This window comes from Pseudomonas sp. Marseille-QA0892 (assembly GCF_054950135.1).
On sequence record NZ_CM143104.1, the window covers coordinates 2,983,602 to 3,005,344 of the forward strand.

Here is a 21,743-nt window from a genome sequence, read left to right on the forward strand (position 1 = left end):
ATCCGATTGATCCCTACGGTTCAGAACATATGGCCTATGCCGTACGCCCCTTTGCTTTTGTAGACAACGATGTTCACGCAGCAGGCGCGTCCGCGAGCCAACCGAACGGGTCCTCCAGCTAATCGCATAGCACATGCCTGGCCCATCCGCCAGTTCGGCCATACCAGAACTGCCTACGCATAGGGTTTCACACTCAGAAGCGTATCGAACAGCGCCTGGGCCGCAACGGACAGCTCATGATGTGGCGGCGTCATGATGCCAATGGGCTTTTCCACCACGGGCGAGGTCAACGGCACACACGTGACGCCCAGCTCTTGCATCTGTCCGACACATAGGGCCGGTACCGCGCTTACACCAAGGCCGCTCGCGACCATCCGTCCAACCGTGACCAGCTGATGACATTCGAACGCCACTGTGAACCGGTACGCCTGCTCCAGCAGGAACCGAACGGCAGAGGGCCTTTGCAGGGTTATGAAAGGCTCCTGCGTCAGCGCGTCCCAAGTGACGGAGGTTCGCCCTGCCAAAGGCGATCCGGGCGCCACGGCGGCAACGAAACGATCCACGTACAGAGGCGTGAACGTAAGTCCGGAACTCGGATCCGGCTCGAAGCCGATGCCAAGTTCCACGCGACGGTCACGCACCATGTCGCCGACTTGCTCATTGATCACGTCATGCACTGCCACGTTGATTTGAGGGTAATCACTGCGAAACGCCGTCAGGATTGCCGGCAGCGGATTGCAGGCGAAGGATGGCATGGCCGCAAGACTTACGCGGCCCTGCTGGAGCGTGAAGCGCTGACGCATCTGGTCTTCGGTATTTTCCCAATCGGCAATCAGCCGTCTTGCCAGTGGCAACAAGGCCTCCCCTTCCGGTGTCAACGCAACAGCCCGGGTGCTTCGGCTGAACAACCGTCCGCCCAGCGACTCCTCCAACGCTTTGATCGTCAGGCTTAGCGCAGGCTGCGACAAATGCAGCTGCTCGCAGGCCTGCGCAAAGCTTAGGCTCTGTGCTACGGCCAGGAAGGCACGAATCTGCTTTAGAGTCATGAGTGAAACTCTTTTACTTAATCAATGAGTCTATTTCAAAAATAAATTTAACAAATGAATCCTGTAGGCGGACACTTGCATACAAACGCCTAAGCGAACAACAACAAGAGGACGTGACATGTCTGGTTTCGACAAGCGAGTGAGCTCCTACGAGGAAGCCATGGCCGGGCTGGAGGATGGCATGACCGTCCTGGCAGGCGGTTTTGGCCTGTGTGGCATCCCCGAGAATCTGATCGCCGAGATCAAGCGCAAGGGCACGCGTGACCTGACGGTCGTCTCGAACAACTGCGGCGTCGACGGGTTCGGGCTGGGCATCCTGCTCGAGGATCGGCAGATCAAGAAGATGATCGCCTCCTACGTTGGCGAGAACGCCCTGTTTGAAAAGCAACTCCTGGATGGGGACCTCGACGTCGAGCTGACGCCGCAAGGGACGCTGGCCGAGAAGATGCGTGCGGGCGGTGCGGGCATCCCGGCGTTCTACACGGCGACCGGCTACGGTACGCCCGTCGCCGAAGGTAAGGAGACCCGCGAATTCGATGGCCGTCACTACATCCTCGAGCATGCCATCGTCGGCGACTTCGCCATCGTCAAAGGCTGGAAAGCCGACCGTTACGGCAATGTGATCTATCGCCATACCGCGCAGAACTTCAATCCGCTTGCGGCCATGGCGGGCAAGATCACCGTCGTCGAGGTCGAGGAAATTGTCGAGCCAGGCGAACTGGACCCGGCCCATATCCATACGCCCGGGATCTTCGTGGATCGAATCATCAAGGGCACGTTCGAGAAACGCATCGAGAAACGCACCCTGCGCGAGTGATCGCCCTTTCGATCGCGCCAGCAACCGCTGCGCTTGAAACGAACCCCACCTCGACGTGCATCCGTCGAGGCACATAACAAGAGGCAACAGACATGGCACTCACTCGCGAACAGATGGCTCAGCGTGTCGCGCGCGAACTGGAAGACGGCTATTACGTCAATCTCGGCATTGGCATCCCAACCCTCGTGGCCAACTACGTACCAGACGGCATGGACGTGATGCTGCAGTCGGAGAATGGCCTGCTCGGCATGGGCGCGTTCCCCACCGAAGCCGAGCTGGATGCCGACATGATCAATGCCGGCAAGCAGACCGTTACGGCACGCAAGGGGGCATCGATCTTCAACTCAGCGGACTCGTTCGCAATGATCCGTGGCGGGCACGTGGACCTGACCGTGCTGGGGGCCTTCGAAGTCGACATCGAAGGCAACATCGCCAGCTGGATGATCCCCGGCAAACTCGTGAAAGGCATGGGCGGCGCAATGGACCTGGTGGCCGGTGCAGAGAACATCATTGTCATCATGACGCATGCATCGAAGGACGGCGCGTCCAAACTGCTGACCAAATGCTCGCTCCCGCTGACGGGCGCTGGTTGCATCCGCCGCATCCTGACCGACCTTGCCTATCTCGAAATCGAGAATGGCGCATTCGTTCTCAAGGAGCGCGCACCCGGCGTCAGCGTGGAGGAGATCGTTGCCAAGACCGAAGGCAAGCTGGTCGTCCCGGACCATGTTCCTGAAATGAGCTTTGCCTGAACCCGATAACGTGGCTGTCCCCTGCGTTGATCGGGGCTGACATCACAATGGGCACTACACCGAATAAACGCCCGTGCCAGACGGGCGTTCCTCCCTCGGAGAAACGCATGAAAGACGTCGTTATCGTCGCCGCCACCCGTACCGCCATCGGCAGCTTGCAGGGTGCACTGGCGAACATCCCGGCCCCTGATCTGGGCGCCATCATCATCAAGTCCCTGCTCGACCAAAGCGGTATCGCGCCGGAGTCGGTCGACGAAGTGATCCTCGGCCAGGTGCTCACCGCCGGCTCCGGCCAGAACCCTGCGCGCCAGGCATCCATCAAGGCAGGCTTGCCACCGGCGGTACCGGCCATGACGCTCAACAAGGTCTGCGGCTCGGGCCTCAAGGCGCTGCATCTGGCGACCCAGGCAATTCGGTGCGGCGATGCGGACATCATCATTGCTGGCGGACAGGAAAACATGAGCCTTGCGCCCTATGTTCTGCCGAAAGCGCGCACCGGGCTGCGCATGGGCCATGCCCAGATGGTCGACAGCATGATCACCGATGGTCTGTGGGATGCGTTCAACGACTATCACATGGGCACGACGGCCGAGAACCTGGTGCAGAAGTACGGCATTACCCGTGAAGCGCAGGATGCATACGCGGCCGCCTCCCAGCAGAAAGCCACGGCAGCCATCGAAAGCGGCCGTTTCAAAAGCCAGATCACACCGGTGTCCATTCCTCAGCGCAAGGGCGATCCGCTGGTGTTCGACACTGACGAGCAGCCTCGCGCAGGCACAACCGCCGACGCGCTTGCCAAGCTGAAACCTGCTTTCAGCAAGGAAGGCAGTGTCACCGCCGGCAATGCCTCGAGCCTCAACGATGGCGCTGCCGCCGTGATTCTGATGAGCGCTGAAAAGGCCCAGAGCCTGGGCCTCGAACCGCTCGCCCGCATCAAGGCGTACGCGAATGCGGGCGTCGATCCCGCGATCATGGGTATCGGCCCTGTCTCGGCTACCCGTCGCTGCCTGGAGAAGGCCGGCTGGTCACTGGGCGAGCTTGATCTCATCGAGGCCAACGAAGCGTTCGCCGCGCAAGCATTGTCTGTTGGCCAGGAACTGGGCTGGGATGCGGACAAGGTCAATGTGAACGGCGGCGCCATTGCCCTCGGCCACCCAATCGGGGCATCGGGCTGCCGGGTTCTGATCACCCTGCTCTACGAGATGATTGCTCGCGACGCTCACAAGGGCCTTGCGACGCTGTGTATCGGCGGCGGCCAGGGTGTTGCGCTGGCAATCGAGCGGGACTGAGTTCGTCAATGAGCGAGCCCAATGGGTACCACGACCTGGCCGGTCCTTTTCCTAGCGTTCGGTAATTTCGTGCCGGCTGATGTTCAGCGGTTCGTGCCGAACGTCGGGATGCCGCACGGCACACAATCTACCTTCCTTTAGAGGTACAGCCAGTCCCTACCCACACAACAATAAAACAGACAGCACGCCCCTTCGATGCCCGGACTCTTCCGGGCATCCGTCGTCAGGGCGTATCGAATTCGCACCGCCTCTCTAAAATTGCTTCGGCTCACAAAGCCAATAAGAACAACAGGAGCTTCACCATGAGTTCATCTACCGAAACCGGGTACGCCCGCTTCGCCCTGCGCTGCTCGAACTGGGCCGAGCGCTGGTTCCCCGATTCCTGGGTCTTCGCGGTCGCCGCCGTAATGATTGTCACGCTAGCCGTGCTGTCGATGGGCGCCGCACCCACCGATGCGGCCAAGGCATTCGGCGACGGCTTCTGGAGCCTCATCCCCTTCACCATGCAAATGGCCTTCGTCGTGATCGGTGGCTACGTGGTCGCAAGCTCAGGCCCCGCGGCAAAACTGATCGATCTGCTCGCCCGGGTTCCGAAAAACGGCCGTTCCGCCGTGGCCTGGGTCGCCACGATTTCCATGCTGGCGTCGCTACTCAACTGGGGGCTTTCGCTGGTTTTCGGTGGGCTGCTGGTGCGTTCGCTCGCTCGGCGCACCGACCTGACGATGGACTATCGCGCCGCTGGCGCTGCGGCCTATTTGGGGCTTGGCGCAGTCTGGGCGTTGGGCATCTCGTCCTCCGCTGCACAGCTGCAGGCCAACCCCGGCAGCCTGCCCCCCTCAATCCTGGCCATTACCGGTGTCATTCCGTTCACCGAGACGATCTTTCTCTGGCAATCCGGCGTGATGTTGCTGGTCCTGCTAGTGATTTCCGTGGTGGTTGCCTACCTGACCGCGCCAAGTGCAGACGCGGCCCGTACGGCGAAGGACTGCAACGTCGACGTGAGCTTCGTCGCGGACCAGAAGCCACAGCGAACCCGTCCCGGCGAATGGCTGGAATACAGCCCGCTGCTGATTATCCTCCTGGCACTCCTTGCAGCGGGTTGGCTTATCAATGAGTTCAGCACCAAGCCTGCGATCCTCGCGATCTCCGGCCTGAACACCTATAACTTCCTGTTCATCATGGTAGGCGCTCTCCTCCACTGGCGGCCCCGCTACTTCCTCGATGCTGTCGCGCGTGCCGTGCCAACCACCACAGGCGTCCTTATCCAGTTCCCCCTCTACGGCTCGATTGCCGCGCTGATGACGCAGGTGAACGGCAGCGGCGGCGATAGCCTTGCTCATGTGATCTCGCACTTCTTCGTGCAGCTCGCCTCGCATGACACGTACGCGGTGTTGATGGGCGTCTACTCGGCCGTTCTTGGCTTCTTCATCCCATCGGGTGGCGGCAAGTGGATCATCGAAGCGCCTTACGTGATGCAGGTGGCCAACGAGCTCCAGTACCACCTTGGCTGGTCGGTGCAGATCTACAACGCTGCCGAAGCGCTGCCTAACCTCATCAACCCCTTCTACATGCTGCCGCTGCTCGGTGTGCTGGGCCTGAAGGCACGTGATCTGATCGGCTTCACCTTCGTGCAGCTGCTGGTCCACGCGCCTATCGTGCTCTTCCTGCTCTGGGCGCTCGGTACCACCTTGGCGTATACCCCGCCCGTCATGCCGTAAGGCGGAACAGGTCAGCGAGGCTGCTGCGGGAGCCGCCTCGCCCTCCTGCACATCACCTCGTGAAACGATTCCATGACGGTGCAGGTCGACTGTAGTCCACTCATCAAGAGGAGACTCGCCATGCCACACGCGCCACTCATCACACTGAACGATGGTGTTCGCATTCCCCAACTGGGGCTCGGCGTCTGGCAGCTCACGGATGATCAAGCCTACGTGTCCTCGAAGGCGGCGCTGGAAGCGGGCTACCGACACATCGATACCGCCATGATCTACGAGAACGAAGCGGGCGTCGGCCGCGCGGTGGCCGACAGCGGTCTGTCGCGCGAAGATATCTTCATTACCACCAAGCTGTGGAATGCAGACCAGGGCTATGACACGACCCTGCGCGCGTTCGACGAGAGCATGAAGCGCCTCGGCCTCGAGACACTGGACCTTTACCTCATTCACTGGGCCACACCGAAGAAGAACGCCTACGTCGACACCTGGAAAGCGTTCGTGCGCCTGAAGGAAGAGGGCCGCATCCGCTCGATCGGAGTATCGAACTTCAATGCCGATCACCTGGACCGAATCATCGCCGAGACAGGCGCCGTCCCTTCGGTCAACCAGATCGAGCTTCACCCTGATTTCCAGCAGCGCGAGATGGTCAAGTTCTGTCACGACAAGCAAATTGCTATCGAATCCTGGAGCCCACTCGGCCAGGGCGGAAAGTTGCTGGACGATCCGACGCTCAAGCAGATCGCAACCAAGCACGACAAGACGACCGCGCAGGTCATCATTCGCTGGCACCTGCAGCAGGGGCACATCGTCATACCGCGATCGAAGAATCCGGAGCGCATCGCGGCCAATATCGATGTCTTCGACTTCGAACTCGACAAGCTGGACCTGACCGGCATCGAACAGATCCCGGATGCCGGCCGGCTGGGCCCTGATCCGGCAACCATGGACATGGGCGCCTGATGGCACTGCGTTCCGGCCGATGAGACTCGGCTGGAACGCCTTCACCCTCGCCGACCATCCAACCATCGCGCCATCGCTGTCTTTCCGCCCAAGAAGGCACTTTTACTTCGCCGCTCCGCTCTCATGCGCATCGACTCCCAAAGATGGCCACCATGCAGATCACCCTTGTTCGCCACGGCAAACCGGACCACGACTATGACACCTGGTGCACGCCGCGCGACATGAAGGCCTACGTCGAGCAATACAACAAGGCCGATGTCCTGCCGTGTGAAGCCGGCAAGCAGCTGGCGGACGCCAGCACTAATGCCAAGGTCGTGATCACCAGCTCGTTATCGCGCTGCATCCAGTCAGCCGAGTGTCTGCCGGGTACCGACTCATGCGGCAGCGATGAGGTCTTTGCCGAAGCTCACCTGCCCTACACGAATTGGGGCTGGCCGAAGTTGCCACCAAAGGTGTGGCGAATCCTGTTCCGAGCGGGATGGTTCCTAGGGTTTTCAGCCAATACCGAAAGCATTTCAAAATCGAACGCCCGTGCAAAAGTGGCCGCTCGCAAGCTGATGGAGCTTGCCGAAACGCACGACACCGTGCTCCTCATGGGCCATGGAATCATGAACATCCTGATCGCCTGGCATCTTCGCAAACATGGCTGGCGCGGCCCGCGGATGCTCATCCTGCGTGACTACTGGCATGCCAGCATCTACAGCAAGTCACACTGACTCGCGACCACCAACCATTTCGTCATCAACGGGCCTGCCCTGCCGGGACGTCGCCGGACTGGCGGCAGCTGCAATGGGTGACGCTACCCCGCATTCAGCTGCCGAGCATGAACTGAGCATGGTGCGTCGGCGCCTTAGCCCGCACGAGCCAGTGCTCGGCAACGCCGCTGCTCGCTGGAGCGTATCGGCGCCGGGTGTCAGCTATTTGCCGTACCGTTCCTTGCCCCAAGCGATCATCGCTTCGAGCATCTCGCGTAGCACCTGCTGCGTCGGTTCGGCCAGGTCCGGCCGGTAGGCGAAGGGCGCGAATTCATCCATGTAGTTCTTCTGCACGAGCTCCAGCTGGAACGCATGGATGTCGGCATCCGGCCGGCCGTAGTGCCGGGTGATATGGCCACCCTTGAACCGCCCATTCAGGACGTGGCTGTATTGCGGGTAGCGCGCGCAGACTTGGACCAGACGGTTGGCCAATTCCGGATCGCAGGCCGCACCCGCGTTAGTGCCGAGGTTGAAGTCGGGGAGCTGGCCCTCGAACAGATGGGGCAATACGGACTGGATGGAGTGCGCATCAAAGAGCATCGCGTAGCCAAACTCGGCTTTCATGCGCTCAAGCTCGTCCGCGATGCACGCGTGGTAGGGCCGCCAGATCTCTTCGAGGTAGCGCCGACGTTCCTCGTCCGTAGGGGTCGCGCCAGACTGGAATAGCGGCCGACCGGTGAACAGGACGTCGGGATACAGCCCGGTCGTGTTGCCGCTGTAGAGCGGCGTATCGTCGGACGGCCGGTTGAGGTCGATCACATACCGCGAATATCGGGCCTCCAGCATGCTCGCGCCCAACGCCTTCGCGAACGCGTATAGCGTGGGAATATGCCAATCGGTATCGGCCAGCTCGCGCGCCTCTTCCACCAACCCCTGTTCAACACCGGGCGTGAGCCGGGTGCCCGGATGGGGCATGCTGATGAGAAGTGGAATCTGCCCACGTTGAAAGTCGAGCACGTCATCCATAGGTCACCTCCTCGCCATGACGAATGATGCGTTTGGGAAGGTCTCCACCGAGCCAGTACGAAAGCTCTGCGGGCCGGGCAATGTCCCAGGCTATGAAGTCCGCCGCCTTACCGACCTCCAATGTACCGTGGGAGTCCTGCATCCCCAGGGCTTGAGCAGCGTGAATCGTCACGCCGGCCAGTGCCTCCTCCGGGGTGAGACGGAACAGGGTGCAGGCCATGTTCATCATCAGGCGCAGCGACAACGCCGGCGACGTGCCGGGATTGAGGTCGCTCGCGACCGCCATCGGAACGCCATGGTCGCGCAACGCCTGGACAGGCGGCAGTCGGGTCTCGCGAAGCAGATAGAACGCACCGGGGAGCAGCACGGCTACGGTGCCTGCAGCCGCCATCGCTGCAACATCCTCGACAGTCATGTATTCGAGATGGTCGGCGGATAACGCCTTGTACCCCGCAGCCAACGTAGCACCGCCCTGTGACGACAACTGCTCGGCGTGCAGCTTGACCGGCAGGCCGAGCGCCTTGGCCGCATCGAATACACGGGCCACCTGCTCGGTGCTGAACGCTATGTTTTCACAGAAGGCGTCGACTGCATCAACCAGGCCCTGCTCCGCAAGCGCGGGCAGAATCTCGCGGCATACATGATCAATGTACGCGTCCGGCTGCCCCGTGAACTCCGGCGGCAGCGCGTGCGCAGCCAAACACGTCGTACGGACGGTAACCGGTAGCACTTCACCCAGTCGACGCGCCGCCCGCAGCATCTTGGCTTCGTTTTCGAAATTCAGGCCGTAGCCCGATTTGATTTCAATTGTTGTAACGCCTTCGCGGAGCAGGCTCGCGATCCGCTTGCGCGCCCCGTCGAACAATTGCTGCTCGCTCGCCTCACGAGTCGCACGAACGGTACTGGCAATGCCGCCGCCTGCCTTGGCGATCTCGCTGTAACTGACACCCTGAAGCCGCTGTTCGAATTCGCCGCTGCGATCACCACCAAAGATGGCATGGGTGTGGCAGTCGATCAGTCCGGGCGTGACCCAGCAGCCCTGCAAGTCATGAGACGCATCGACGTCCACCGCGGGGCATTCGCGTCGAGGGCCGATCCAGGCGATAAGAGGCCCTTCGGTCACGATGGCGGCATCCTCGATGATTGAATAGTGCGCGCCTACCAGGGTCGCAACATGGCAGTGCTGCCAAAGACACTTCATATGTTCACCTTCGCTCGTCGGCAGGTCGGCCTGCCCCACCCAATCGCCGCGTATGCGCTTGTCGTATAGAGCCGACGGCATGGCGTTCTTTCCGGCAGTCGTAGCCGCCGTTCGTACGCCACCGGTCAACCGACCACGCCGGGCAATACTGTTTCAACCATACGCTGCTCAGCCGGGATGGCCAGGCCCATCGGTTACATCGCTTTTCCTGTGCGTAGGGCCGACGTTGGCGAGCCCTGTGACGCGTGAATCAACGCGTAATCATCGGCAGGTTCAGGCCCTGCTCCTTTGCACAGTCGACGGCGATTTCATAGCCGGCATCGGCATGACGCATGACACCCGTCGCGGGATCGTTGTGCAACACGCGCGCGATACGCTCAGCCGCCTCATCAGTCCCGTCGCACACGATGACCATTCCGGCATGCTGCGAGAATCCCATCCCGACACCGCCGCCATGGTGCAGCGACACCCAGGTTGCGCCGCTTGCCGTGTTCAACAGTGCATTCAGCAAAGGCCAGTCCGAAACCGCGTCCGAGCCGTCCCTCATGCCTTCGGTTTCCCTGTTGGGGCTGGCGACCGAGCCGGAGTCCAGGTGGTCACGCCCGATCACGACGGGGGCCTTCAGCTCGCCGGAACGGACCATTTCGTTGAATGCCAGGCCGAGTTTGGCGCGTTCGCCCAGCCCAACCCAGCAGATGCGTGCCGGTAGCCCCTGGAAGGCAATACGCTCGCGTGCCATGTCCAGCCAATTGTGCAGGTGAGAATCGTCCGGGATGAGCGCCTTCACCTTCGCGTCGGTGCGGTAGATATCCTCGGGATCGCCGGAGAGCGCCGCCCAACGGAACGGTCCAACGCCGCGGCAGAAGAGCGGGCGAATATAGGCGGGTACGAAGCCGGGAAAGTCGAAAGCGTCCGTGATCCCCTCGTCCTTGGCCATCTGGCGGATGTTGTTACCGTAATCGAAGGTCGGCACGCCCATTCGTTTGAAGGCCAGCATCGCTTCGACATGACGGGCGATGGACTGTTTGGCCGCCCTTACGACAGCGGCTGGTTCGCTCTGGGCACGTGCACGGTATTCGTCCCAGCGCCAGCCGACTGGGAGGTATCCATTGAGTGGGTCGTGTGCACTGGTTTGGTCGGTGACCATGTCCGGGCGCACGCCCCGCTTCACCAGCTCCGGCAGGATTTCCGCCGCATTGCCATGCAGCGCGATCGAGACTGCGCGTCCGTCCGCCGTGTATCGCTCGATACGGGCCAGCGCGTCGTCCAGATCAGTCGCTTGTTCGTCCACATAACGCGTCTTGAGGCGAAAATCGATGCGGCTCTGCTGGCATTCGATGGTCAGTGACGAGGCACCCGCCAGGCTCGCTGCCAGCGGCTGCGCGCCACCCATGCCACCGAGGCCCGCCGTCAGTACCCAGCGCCCCTTGAGGTTGCCGTCGTAATGCTGGCGGCCTGCCTCGACGAAGGTTTCGTAGGTGCCCTGCACGATTCCCTGGCTGCCGATGTAGATCCACGAGCCCGCTGTCATCTGCCCGTACATCATCAGGCCCTTTGCATCGAGCTCATTGAAGTGCTCCCAATCCGCCCAATGCGGGACCAGATTGGAGTTGGCGATGAGTACCCGAGGTGCGTTGCTGTGTGTTTTGAATACGCCGACGGGCTTGCCCGACTGGACAAGCAGCGTCTCGTCACCTTCCAGCGCCTCCAAGGCCGATACGATTGCTTCGAAACACGCCCAATCTCGCGCTGCGCGCCCGATCCCGCCATAGACCACCAGCTCGTTCGGATTCTCGGCCACCTCGGGATCGAGGTTGTTCATCAACATGCGCAATGGCGCTTCGGTCAGCCAGCTCTTGGCGCTGAGCTGCGTACCCCTTGGCGCGCGGATGACGGTGTCACGAAAACGCGTGGACGACGACATGAGGATCTCCCGGAAGCGGACATGTACGGACTTGTATGTACAAGTTAAGCAGAGATATGTCGTCGTGGATAGCCTGCCTGGTGCCTGGGCACTGGACGCCTATGTCGTCCCAGTCTTTACCCGTTCCAAGCAGGACTCGCCGCTGGATTCAACCAGCGGCCTTCTTGCGATATGACATGGACGCGTCGATACGCCCCAGGATGTAGTCGCCCGCGGACACGGGCGCATAGGCACAGTCAACGTCGGCGACGCCGAGCTCCCGCGGGTCCACGATTGCGTTGTAGGTTGGGTCATAAAACGTGGCAATCGAATAGCGCTCGTGTCCGGATCGATTAACGACGCGGTGAAGGGTCGAGCGGAATCGGTCGTTCGACCATCGCCCCAGAAGGTCGCCTACGTTGATGACGAGGCTACCCGGAATGGGCGTTGCGTCGATCCAGTCATTGGTATCCAGCGCACGTACCTGCAAGCCCCCGCTGTCGTCCTGATGAAGCAGCGTGATACAGCCGTAATCGGTGTGTGGCGCAACCCCGAACAGGTCGGCTTCGGCCTGGGGCGGGTGCGGCGGGTAATAGACCATCTGGGTGCGCTGCAGCGGCTTTTGGTACTTGCCTACGAAGAAGTGCTCGTCCAGCTCCAGCCCGACGGCGACCGCTCGTAGCAGGTCGGCGCCGGTTTCTCCGATTGCCTGGTAATAGGTATACAAATCGGCCTGAAGTCCGGGCATGAAGGCCGGCCACTGGTTTGGACCCCGCAGCGCTTCGCCGGCGAGTACGGCTGGATCATCCTCGGCGAGCTCAAGCCCGATGCTGAAGAACTCCTTGTGGTCCGGTTTGGTGGCTTCGTACATCAAGGCGCCGCCCAGGCTGTGGAAGCCCCGGTGCCGGTTGTTCACGGCGACCTGCCGCTTCGTCTCGTGGGGGTAGGCGAAAAACCTGCGCGCTGCCGCCATGGCGTTATCGATGACCGCTTGGGGCGTGCCGTGATTCACGATATAGAAGAAGCCGACCGTCTCGCAGGCCTCGCGGATCGCAAGGCCCGCGCGCCGGGTGCTGTCGGGATCTCGCTCGCGTACGCCCGTCATATCAACGAGCGGAAGTGAAAGGGTCATGTCGACTCCTGAGACGCGAGGCCAAAAATAGCCACGCAGAATGAACAGGTATATACAAGCAAACACGTTGCGTGCCGTCTTGCGAGGACAAACGATCATTCCTGAAGCAACAAGGCATGGCAATGCTCAAGCCGCCCTATGCGGGATAGCGGTGTACACCTCAAGGATAGTCGCGACCGCAGCGATCTCCACGGGGCATAGGAATCATCTCACCATGCGCCAACCCGCGACCGCGCTACGCTCACCTCGCTGGCCCTAGCTGCTGCAGCGTGCGGAATCGAACAATGGGCGCCCCAACAGGGCGCAGTGAAAGCAGCGTGGTGCACTGTCGCTTCTATAACTTCAACAAGCGAATTGGCACTTCCTCACTCCACCGGACTGGTTCATCATCGCTGCAACCTGTATATACAGGCATAAGCACCTCGCACCTAGGACACCGCCATGACACCTGATCTCGTCTTACACCCTGGCCAACTGACGCTGGATGAACTGCGCACGCTGTTCCACGCGCCGTCGCGTATCGCGCTGGACCCCAGCTGCTATAGCGATATCGACGCAAGCACCCGGACCGTCAGCGAGATCATCGCCAGTGCGCGCACGGTCTACGGCATCAATACCGGCTTTGGCCTGCTGGCGCGTACGTCAATCCCAAGCGAATCGCTCGCCGCACTGCAGCGCAATTTGTTGCTCTCCCACTGCACAGGCACCGGCCCGCTGCTGGACGACCAGACCGTCGGCCTGATCATGGCACTGAAGATCGCCTCGCTGGCACGGGGTTTCTCGGGCGTGCGACGGATCATCGTCGACAGCCTGGTGAGTCTCTACAACGCCGGGGTCTATCCCTGCATTCCGTCTCAAGGTTCAGTAGGCGCCTCGGGTGATCTCGCGCCGCTCGCGCACATGTCGGCCGTGCTCATCGGGGTGGGTAATGTCCGCCATGAAGGGCGCGAACTGCCGGCGGTCGAGGGGCTCAGACTGGCGGGGCTGGAGCCGCTGACGCTCGGACCAAAGGAAGGGCTTGCGCTTATCAATGGGACGCAGGTCTCAACAGCCCTCGCCTTGCGAGGATTGTTCGCTGCCGAACGCCTGTTCAGCGCAGCGGTTGTGGCAGGCAGCCTGACCGTCGAGGCACTCAAGGGCTCGTACACACCATTCGATGCGAGGATCCAGGCCGTACGCGGTCAGCCCGGTCAGATTGCTGTTGCAGCGTTCTATCGTTCGCTGCTCGAAGAGAGCGACATCCACCAGTCACACATTCATTGCACCCGCGTGCAGGACCCCTACTCCCTGCGCTGTCAGCCCCAGGTCATGGGCGCGTGCCTGGATCACCTGCGCTTCGCCGCCGGCGTGTTCCTGCGTGAAGCCAACGCGGTTTCGGATAACCCGTTGGTGTTTTCCGCGGACGGCGATGTGCTCTCGGGCGGCAACTTCCACGCCGAGCCGGTGGCGATGGCCGCAGACGTCTTGGCCCTGGCCATTTCCGAAATAGGTGCGCTGTCCGAACGGCGCATTGCCCAACTGGTCGACCCTGCGCTCTCGGGGCTTCCGGCTTTTCTCGTGACCGAAGGTGGCTTGAATTCAGGCTTCATGATCGCTCAGGTCACCAGTGCTGCGCTGGCCTCGGAAAACAAGACCCTCGCTCACCCGGCCTCGATCGATAGCCTCCCCACCTCGGCCAACCAGGAAGACCACGTTTCGATGGCCACCTTCGCTGCGCGGCGCCTGCTCGACATGGCCGGCAACAGCGGTGCGGTCGTGGCGATTGAAGTTCTGGCGGCGGCTCAAGGTGTGGAGTTCCATGCCCCCCTCAAGACAACTCCGACCCTTCAGGATGTCATCGCCATGGTGCGCGAGCAGGTACCCTTCTATGAGCAGGACCGTTATTTCGCGCCGGATATCGCCTGTGCACGGGCATGGGTCGAAACCGGTGCCTTCACGCGCTGGTTGCCTGTCGAATCGCTCTACGAGTGATAAGCTCCCCGACCTCCCGTCGCCGAGGGCGGGAGGCGCAGTCCGTACGCTTCACATCGGCTCGATGAGCCAGACGGCACGCTGCCCGCCCCGGCGCACTCGATCCGACCTGCCTCTCCGGACACGTTATGCGCCGCTACTACACCGGTACCGACTTTCGCCGAACCCGCAGCATCCCTGAGCTTGCCGAACTCGCCCGCCGTCGCGTCCCTCATTTCGCCTGGGAGTACGTCGCCGGTGGCGCTGAAGAAGAAATCACCCTGCGCCGCAACCGCGAAGGGTTCGCCGAGATCGGCTTGCGCTCGAAGACGCTTGTGCCCTGCAGCGCACCGGACACCCGCACCACAGTCTTCGGCAAGACACTGCCGCTGCCCATGCTGATCGGCCCGACTGGCTACAACGGCGTATTGTGGCGCGACGCGGATATTCATCTGGCGCGTGCGGCGGCCTCCCGTGGGCTGCCCATTGCCCTCAGCACGGTCTCGTCCGGCTCCATGGAGCGCGTGGCCTCCGCCATTCCAGGTGGCGATCTCTGGTTCCAGCTTTACTGCCTTCGCGACGCCGCCACACAGGAAGGCCTGCTCAGCCGAGCTGAAGCGCTGGGGGTGAACACGCTTCTGCTGACAACGGACGCCGTGCTGCTCGGCAATCGTGAATGGGACAAGCGCAACTTCATCAAGCCGCAGAAACTGACCCTGCGGAACAAGTTCGACGTCCTGCGCCATCCGCGCTGGATGCGCCAGACGCTTTGGCCAGACGGCATGCCCAGCATGGGTAACCTTGACCCCTACCTGCCACCAGACTCGCGAAATGCCGCGGGCGCGGCGCATTTCATCGCACAACAGATGGATACCGGGCTTGATTGGGACTACCTCGCCCGCCTGCGCGACCGATGGAAAGGCAACCTCATCCTGAAGGGCGTGCTTCACCCGGCCGACGCCGAGCGTGCGCTGACACTCGGCCTGGATGGCATCGTCGTAACGAACCACGGTGGCCGACAGCTCGATGGCTCCCCCGCCAGTATCGATGTGCTGCCCGCGGTGGCAGCAGCCGTGAAAGGGCGCATGACCATCCTGTTCGACAGTGGCATCCGGCGCGGCACGGACATTCTCAAAGCCTGTGCGCTGGGTGCAGATGCCGTGCTGCTGGGCCGCGCGACGCTGTACGGCGTCGCAGTCGGCGGCGAGGCCGGCGCGGGTCATGCCCTCGACATGCTCGCGACGGAACTGAAGCTCGCTCTCAACCTGCTGGGCTGCACCGGCCTCGATGCGCTCGACGAAACGTGGCTCTATCGCCAGGGCCAGAACCCCTTTCCCGAAGGCTCGCTTACATGACCACGCTCGATACATTGCTCGCTGAACTCCGCACAGCCATTGGCGATGACGCCGTACTGACCGGCGAGGCGATCAGCCCACGCCACCACAGCGACTGGACCTACCACAATCCTGCCTGCCCCGCCGCGCTGCTCCTGCCTCGCGATACCGAAGCCGTGGCCGCCGCATTGCGGATCTGCAATGCGCATGGTCAAAGCGTCGTGCCGCAAGGCGGCATGACCGGGCTCGCCGGTGGCGGAACGCCTCGGCCGCAGGACATCGCGCTTTCCGTCGAACGCATACATGGGATCGAAGAAATCGACCCGGCCGCGATGACGCTCACCGTCCGGGCAGGCACCACACTCGAGCAGGTGCAGCAGGCAGCTGCCGAAGCAGGCCTGCTGTTTCCGCTGGATCTGGGCGCCAGGGGTTCCTGCCAGATCGGCGGCAATATCGCGACCAATGCAGGCGGCAACGCCGTGATTCGATATGGCATGGCACGAGATCTGGTACTGGGTCTGGAAGTGGTGCTCGCCGACGGTCGCGTGCTGGACCTGATGAACAAAATGCAGAAGAACAACACCGGCTATGACCTCAAACAGTGCTTCATCGGCTGCGAAGGCACACTTGGGGTAATCACCCGGGCGGTCGTGAAGCTGGCGCCGCCGCCAGGCCCGGTATCGACACTGCTTTGCGCCCTGCCCGACTACGCAAGCGCAGTCGCCATGCTGCGCCGCATTCAGCGCAACCTTGGAACCCCGCAGGCGTACGAAGTCATGTGGCAGGACTTCTACCGCGCGGGTGTGTCCTGGCTGGACAACCCGGTCGCGCCGCTCGACGACACCCACCCGCTATACGCACTGTGTGACCTCGATGTCCCGGCGGAAGCGCTCGAAGGCGTTATGGAAGCCGCGATGGAAGCAGGCGAAGTGGTCGATGCCATTCTGGCCAGTTCCCAGTCCCAGGCACGGGCGCTCTGGAAAATCCGGGAAGCCACAGCTGAATTTCCGACACGCATCCAGCCGCTGAACTTCGACGTCAGCGTGCCGATTGCGGACATCGGGACCTGCGTCGAACGCTGCCGCACCCGCATCGAAGCCCGCTGGCCAGGTAATCGGGGCCTGTATTTCGGCCACATTGGCGACAGCAACCTGCACCTGAGCATCGACCTGAAGTCGGTGCCTGGCGCTGATCCCCATGAAATCGAAGAGACCGTTTTCAGTGTCGTAGGCGAGCTCAACGGGTCGGTTTCGGCGGAGCACGGGATCGGCACATTGAAGAAACCGTACCTGCATCATTCGGTCACACCGGAGGCGCGGGCAGCCATGACACAGCTCAAGGCCGCCTTCGATCCCAACGGCATCCTGAACCCTGGAAAGGTGCTCGCGTAACTTCGCGCGTCGGAATCGATACATTCCGACTACGAAGCGAGCGCAATTTGCGGCACCATACGCGCCCTGTTTTCGTGCGCCGTTCAATGATGATCGGCGCTTGGGGCGTCGGGATCTACACCACGGGTACGAGCCGAAGCGGCACGCGCGCGCGACCACGACCTGACAGACCTGTACAGACCGCATGGCACGCTACCTGCTTCGTGTCAGCGTCACTCAACTTCAAGGAGCCTTACATGATTCGTCGAAGCCTGTTGGCCAGGACACTCGCTGGCGTCTGCGCCGCCACCCTGCTGTCGGTATCCTCGTTCGCCGTCCACGCCGATCAGCTCGCCGACGTGAAGAAGGCCGGGGTACTGGTCGTCGGTACCGAGCTGCAGTTCGCGCCATTCGATTTCCTCGAAGGTGGCAAGCAGACCGGGCTCAACAAGGACCTGTTCGAAGAAATCGGCAAGGAGCTGGGCGTCAGCGTCCGCTTCATCGACCTGCCCTGGCCGAGCGTTTTTCCCGGACTGGAAGCGCGGAATTTCGACGTGGTCGGCGGCCCGATCATCGTGACCAAGGCACGCAAGGAACGCTATCGCTTTGTCTCGCCAATCTCCGAAGCCACCGTTGCCCTGCTTGCAAGCGCTCGCAAGGACGAGATTGCCAAGCCCGAGGACATCGCCGGCAAGACCATCGGTGCGGGCAAGGGCTCGGCCCAGCTGGCTGAGCTGAAGACCTTCGCCGCAACCCTGCCGGAGCCGATCACGATCCGCGAATACGTCGACAACAATCAGGCGTACGCTGACCTCGCGGCGGGCCGCATCCAGGCGGTCGCCAACTCGCTGCCGAATATTTCCTACGTCGCGGCCCAACGGTCCAACGTATTCAAGGTCGTACAGCCGCCGTTCGGCAACAAGTCCTACTTCGCCTACGTGGGCCGGAAGGATGATGATGCTGCAGCGTTGCTGGACGCCATCGACGCTTCCATCAAGAAGATCAAGGCCGACGGTCGTCTCGCTGACATCCAGAAGAAATGGCTGGGCGCGGAGATGGAAGTGCCGGAAGGTGACTTCGAGCCGAGCTGGTAATACCGGTCTCAGGGCGTTGCGCTCACGCCGACGCAGCGCCTGGATCTGATTGTGGGGGCGCCTGATCGCCTCCACCCGATGCGCAGCCCGTGCGGCAACGCTCAACGCTTTAGGCGGGCCTGCCCGCACGACACGATCGCGGCCACCCATACCGCGATATCACAGGAATGATTCATTCGATGTTCGATTGGCCCACCCTCCTGGAAAGCCTGCCGCTCCTGGCTGAGGCGCTGCTGATTACGTTGCAGACGTCGCTGGCAGGCCTTGCCATCGGCTTCGTCATCGGCATTGCCGTGGCAAGCCTTCGCCTTTCACCGCAACCGCTGCTGCGCCGTCTGGGTGGCGCCTACATCTTCGTTTTCCGCGGCGTGCCCCTGCTGGTGCAACTGCTCTTCATCTACTACCTGCTGCCTCGAATCGGACTGCCCAACATTCCGCCGATTGGCGCCGCCATCATCGGGCTGTCGCTCGCGGCCGGCGCCTACATTGCAGAAATCTTCCGGGGCGGCTTTCTCGCCATACCGCTAGGGCAGATGGAGGCCGCCAACATCCTTGGGCTGTCACCCTGGCAGACATTGATTCGTATCAAGGTGCCGCAAGCCATTCGCCTAACGTTGCCCGCGCTCATCAATGAAATGATCCTTCTGATCAAGGCGTCGTCGCTGGTGTCTGTCGTCGGCCTGGCGGACCTGACCCGCGTGGCGCAAAACCTCGCTGCCAGCAATTACCTGTTCCTGCAGACGTACCTGGTACTTGCGCTGTTCTATTGCGCGATCAACATTCCGCTCGCGGCATGCGGCACCCTGCTTGAGCGTCGCCTCGGGAGGTCCGCATGACGCTCGATCCGTCCATCATCACCGACCGACTGGACGTCATCGGCCATGGGCTGCTGGTCACCTTCCAGACGTGGTTTGCTGGCGTCGTCATCGGCCTCGTTCTTGGCCTGGCCATCGCCGTGATGCAGGTGTTCGGCACGCGCGCGCTTCGTGTCGCACTGCGTGTGTTCATCGAGCTCATTCGAGGGACGCCGTTCCTCGTACTGCTGTTCCTTCTTTACTACGGGGCGCCGGAACTCGGCCTCTCGCTGGAGCCCATCACAGCCGGCATCGTCGGTCTCGGCGTCTATGGCAGCGTCTACTTTGCCGAAATCTTCAGGGGCGGCTTCGAGTCGGTGCCCAAGGGCCATCTCGAAGCCGCCGAGTGCCTGGGCATCAGCCGCTGGCAATGCATCTGGCGTGTACAACTGCCGCAAATGCTCGTGATCATTCTGCCGGCACTTGTGAACATGATCACCATCCTGTGCAAGGAAACAGCAGTGCTGTCCATCATCACCATTCCAGAGCTGACGATGGTCTTGACCGGCATCGGCTCGGAAACCTTCGCCTTCGTGGAAACCCTGCTGGTGCTTTGCGCCGGCTATTTGATCCTGATCGAACTCAGCGCTCGCCTCGGCCTGTGGCTGGAACGGCGCGTGGGGCGCTTCCTGCTCCGCCAGCCGGGTCACTGAGGAATTCAACATGACAGATGCATCTCCCATTCTCAGCCTGCGTGGCGTCGGCAAGCGATTTGGCACCAATCAGGTGCTGAAGGGTATTGACCTGGACGTACAACGATCCGAAGTGGTTTGCCTGATCGGCCCCTCGGGCTCCGGCAAGAGCACACTGCTGCGCAGCATGGCGTTTCTGGAGCAGTACGACGAAGGCGAGATCCACATTCAGGGGCAACTGCTTGGCTGGCAGTCCACCTCGCCCCGCAAACGTGCAAGCCGTGCCCGTCTGAACGAAGTCCGCAGCTGCCTCGGCATGGTCTTCCAACAGTTCAACCTGTGGCCGCACATGAGCGCACTGGGCAATGTCACCGAAGCACTGCTGCGGGTGAAGGGCCTGTCAAGCGACGAAGCCAGGCGGCGCGGCATGGCCATGCTGGACAAGGTCGGGCTGGCACACAAGGCCGACGCATTTCCGGCGCAACTGTCCGGTGGCCAGCAGCAGCGCGTGGCGATTGCCCGTGCGCTGGCAATGGAACCGAGCCTGATGCTCTTCGACGAACCGACGTCAGCACTCGACCCCGAACTGGTGGGCGAGGTCCTGCAGGTCATGAAACAGCTTGCCGCGGATGGCATGACCATGGTCGTCGTAACCCACGAGATGGGCTTTGCCGCACAGGTAGCCGACACCGTGGCGTTCCTCGATCAAGGTCAGATTGTCGCCAAGGGGTCGCCGCGCGCGATCTTCCACGACACCGAACACCCTCGCCTGCAGCAATTTCTACAGAACTACCTCGACCGTAACGCGTTCTGGCAGGACCTGAAGGACACCACCCTATGAGCGATTCCCGTACGCTGCTGGCCTTCGCCCGCCGCGAAGTACGCAGCCTGTCCAGTTACAACGCCGGCCTGTCCATCGAGGCCGTCCGCGCCCGCTATGGGGTGGACCGTATCGCCAAGCTCGGCAGCAACGAAAACCCGTTCGGCCCCTCGCCTGCCGTCGTCGAGGCCATCGCGCGCGAAGCCTCCGAGGTGGGCCTGTACCCCGATCCGACCTGCGCAAGCCTGCGTCAGGCGCTGGCCAATAAATTTGCGGTCGACCCACGGCGATTGGTGTTCGGGAACGGCTCGGAAGATCTGCTCGGGATCATCTCCCGCGTCTTTCTCGACCATGGCGATCAGGTGGTGACCGTCCTGCCCTCCTTCGGCCTGCACATCCTTTACCCACAGGCGGCCGGCGCGGAAGTGATCGGCGTACCCATGGCTGCAGACCTGCGAGTCGACGTCGATGCGCTGATTGATGCCTTGGGCCCACGCACACGACTGTTGATGTTCGCCTGCCCCTCCAACCCGGTCGGCAGCGCACTGACAGCCGCCGAGCTGCAACGCATTCTTGAAGCCATCCCTGAGCAGACGCTGCTCATATTCGACGAGGCCTACTACGAGTACGCCAAGGACGCGCCGGACTATCCGGATTGCCTGGCCATGCTGGAGGCCTGGAACCGCCCGTACATCCTGTTGCGCACCTTGTCGAAGGCGTATTCGCTGGCCGGTCTGCGCGTCGGTTACGGGATCGTCAGCGACCCCCTGTTGGCTGATCTCATCGACCGGCTACGTACACCGTTCAACGTGAATCGCTGCGCCCAGGCGGCTGCGGTGGCTGCACTCGCGGATGAGGCACATCTGCAGAAAGGCCTCGACCATGTCGTGACCGAACGCGCCCGTATGGACGCGGCGTTGCGCGCTATGGCCCTGGCGCCTGCGCCTTCGCTCGGCAATTTCCTCTTCTTCGCCACGCCGTTCGAAGCAGAAGCCGTGAACGAAGCACTGCTGGCACGCGGCGTTATCGTCAAACCCTGGCGCGAGCCGGGCTATACGACCTGTCTGCGTGTCTCGGTCGGCACGCGCGAGGACAATGACCTGTTCCTTGCCGCACTCCGCGAAGCCTTCGACATACTCGGCCGGTAAGCGGC

The 21,743-nt window shown here is 62.0% G+C and carries 19 protein-coding genes; 14 read left to right on the plus strand and 5 right to left on the minus strand.

All coding sequences use genetic code 11. The annotated features are described in order from the left end of the window. Positions 1-173 precede the first annotated feature (173 nt). Positions 174-1,046: a LysR family transcriptional regulator gene (locus tag ACY8D3_RS13910; protein WP_462379357.1), complete on the minus strand. Its 873-nt coding sequence runs from the start codon at positions 1,044-1,046 to the stop codon at positions 174-176. A gap of 118 nt (positions 1,047-1,164) precedes the next feature. Here ACY8D3_RS13910 and ACY8D3_RS13915 point away from each other — a divergent pair, with 118 nt between their 5' ends. The 6 genes from ACY8D3_RS13915 (at position 1,165) to ACY8D3_RS13940 (ending at position 7,295) form a co-directional block, all read left to right on the plus strand. Next, a complete protein-coding gene (locus ACY8D3_RS13915) occupies positions 1,165-1,863 on the plus strand; it encodes a CoA transferase subunit A (RefSeq protein ID WP_462379358.1) in 699 nt (232 codons plus the stop codon). Between the two features lie 92 nt (positions 1,864-1,955). Then, a complete protein-coding gene (locus ACY8D3_RS13920) occupies positions 1,956-2,615 on the plus strand; it encodes a CoA transferase subunit B (protein WP_462379359.1) in 660 nt (219 codons plus the stop codon). Positions 2,616-2,722: 107 nt separating this feature from the next. Continuing rightward, complete coding sequence (locus ACY8D3_RS13925) at positions 2,723-3,904, plus strand: acetyl-CoA C-acetyltransferase (RefSeq protein ID WP_462379360.1); 1,182 nt, start codon at positions 2,723-2,725, stop codon at positions 3,902-3,904. Between the two features lie 302 nt (positions 3,905-4,206). Then, positions 4,207-5,622 (plus strand): short-chain fatty acid transporter, encoded by a 1,416-nt coding sequence (locus ACY8D3_RS13930; RefSeq protein WP_462379361.1) that lies wholly within the window; start codon positions 4,207-4,209, stop codon positions 5,620-5,622. Positions 5,623-5,742: 120 nt separating this feature from the next. Continuing rightward, positions 5,743-6,579: an aldo/keto reductase gene (locus tag ACY8D3_RS13935; protein WP_462379363.1), complete on the plus strand. Its 837-nt coding sequence runs from the start codon at positions 5,743-5,745 to the stop codon at positions 6,577-6,579. A gap of 152 nt (positions 6,580-6,731) precedes the next feature. Further along, positions 6,732-7,295, plus strand: a complete 564-nt coding sequence (locus ACY8D3_RS13940; RefSeq protein ID WP_462379365.1) for a histidine phosphatase family protein — start codon at positions 6,732-6,734, stop codon at positions 7,293-7,295. Between the two features lie 201 nt (positions 7,296-7,496). On the opposite strand, the gene hutG is transcribed toward ACY8D3_RS13940, so the two are convergent. The 4 genes from hutG to ACY8D3_RS13960 all read right to left on the minus strand — a co-directional run bounded on the left by hutG (position 7,497) and on the right by ACY8D3_RS13960 (position 12,536). Beyond that, positions 7,497-8,300, minus strand: a complete 804-nt coding sequence (gene hutG, locus ACY8D3_RS13945) for an N-formylglutamate deformylase (protein ID WP_462379366.1) — start codon at positions 8,298-8,300, stop codon at positions 7,497-7,499. Then, positions 8,293-9,501, minus strand: coding sequence for an imidazolonepropionase (hutI, locus tag ACY8D3_RS13950; RefSeq protein ID WP_462384384.1), 1,209 nt, complete (start codon positions 9,499-9,501; stop codon positions 8,293-8,295). The genes hutG and hutI overlap by 8 nt, the downstream gene beginning before the upstream one ends. Before the next feature lie 250 nt (positions 9,502-9,751). After that, the gene (hutU, locus tag ACY8D3_RS13955; protein ID WP_462379367.1) at positions 9,752-11,425 is read right to left on the minus strand and encodes a urocanate hydratase; all 1,674 of its coding nucleotides are present in this window, start codon (positions 11,423-11,425) and stop codon (positions 9,752-9,754) included. A gap of 148 nt (positions 11,426-11,573) precedes the next feature. Further along, complete coding sequence (locus ACY8D3_RS13960) at positions 11,574-12,536, minus strand: isopenicillin N synthase family dioxygenase (protein ID WP_462379368.1); 963 nt, start codon at positions 12,534-12,536, stop codon at positions 11,574-11,576. A gap of 441 nt (positions 12,537-12,977) precedes the next feature. On the opposite strand from ACY8D3_RS13960, the gene hutH reads away from it, so the two are divergent. From hutH to hisC, 8 genes are all read left to right on the plus strand, one after another. Then, complete coding sequence (hutH, locus tag ACY8D3_RS13965; protein ID WP_462379369.1) at positions 12,978-14,507, plus strand: histidine ammonia-lyase; 1,530 nt, start codon at positions 12,978-12,980, stop codon at positions 14,505-14,507. Positions 14,508-14,635: 128 nt separating this feature from the next. After that, positions 14,636-15,841, plus strand: a complete 1,206-nt coding sequence (locus tag ACY8D3_RS13970; protein WP_462379370.1) for an alpha-hydroxy acid oxidase — start codon at positions 14,636-14,638, stop codon at positions 15,839-15,841. Continuing rightward, positions 15,838-17,211, plus strand: a complete 1,374-nt coding sequence (locus tag ACY8D3_RS13975) for an FAD-binding oxidoreductase (protein WP_462379371.1) — start codon at positions 15,838-15,840, stop codon at positions 17,209-17,211. Before ACY8D3_RS13970 ends, ACY8D3_RS13975 begins: the two co-directional genes overlap by 4 nt. 236 nt (positions 17,212-17,447) lie before the next feature. After that, positions 17,448-18,284: a transporter substrate-binding domain-containing protein gene (locus ACY8D3_RS13980; RefSeq protein ID WP_462379372.1), complete on the plus strand. Its 837-nt coding sequence runs from the start codon at positions 17,448-17,450 to the stop codon at positions 18,282-18,284. 179 nt (positions 18,285-18,463) lie between these two features. After that, on the plus strand, positions 18,464-19,120 hold the full coding sequence (locus ACY8D3_RS13985; protein WP_462379373.1) for an amino acid ABC transporter permease: 657 nt from the start codon (positions 18,464-18,466) through the stop codon (positions 19,118-19,120). Continuing rightward, the gene (locus ACY8D3_RS13990) at positions 19,117-19,791 is read left to right on the plus strand and encodes an amino acid ABC transporter permease (RefSeq protein ID WP_462379374.1); all 675 of its coding nucleotides are present in this window, start codon (positions 19,117-19,119) and stop codon (positions 19,789-19,791) included. The genes ACY8D3_RS13985 and ACY8D3_RS13990 overlap by 4 nt, the downstream gene beginning before the upstream one ends. Positions 19,792-19,801: 10 nt before the next feature. Next, positions 19,802-20,611, plus strand: a complete 810-nt coding sequence (locus ACY8D3_RS13995) for an amino acid ABC transporter ATP-binding protein (protein ID WP_462379375.1) — start codon at positions 19,802-19,804, stop codon at positions 20,609-20,611. After that, positions 20,608-21,738, plus strand: coding sequence for a histidinol-phosphate transaminase (gene hisC / locus ACY8D3_RS14000; protein WP_462379376.1), 1,131 nt, complete (start codon positions 20,608-20,610; stop codon positions 21,736-21,738). The genes ACY8D3_RS13995 and hisC overlap by 4 nt, the downstream gene beginning before the upstream one ends. Positions 21,739-21,743: the final 5 nt, after the last annotated feature.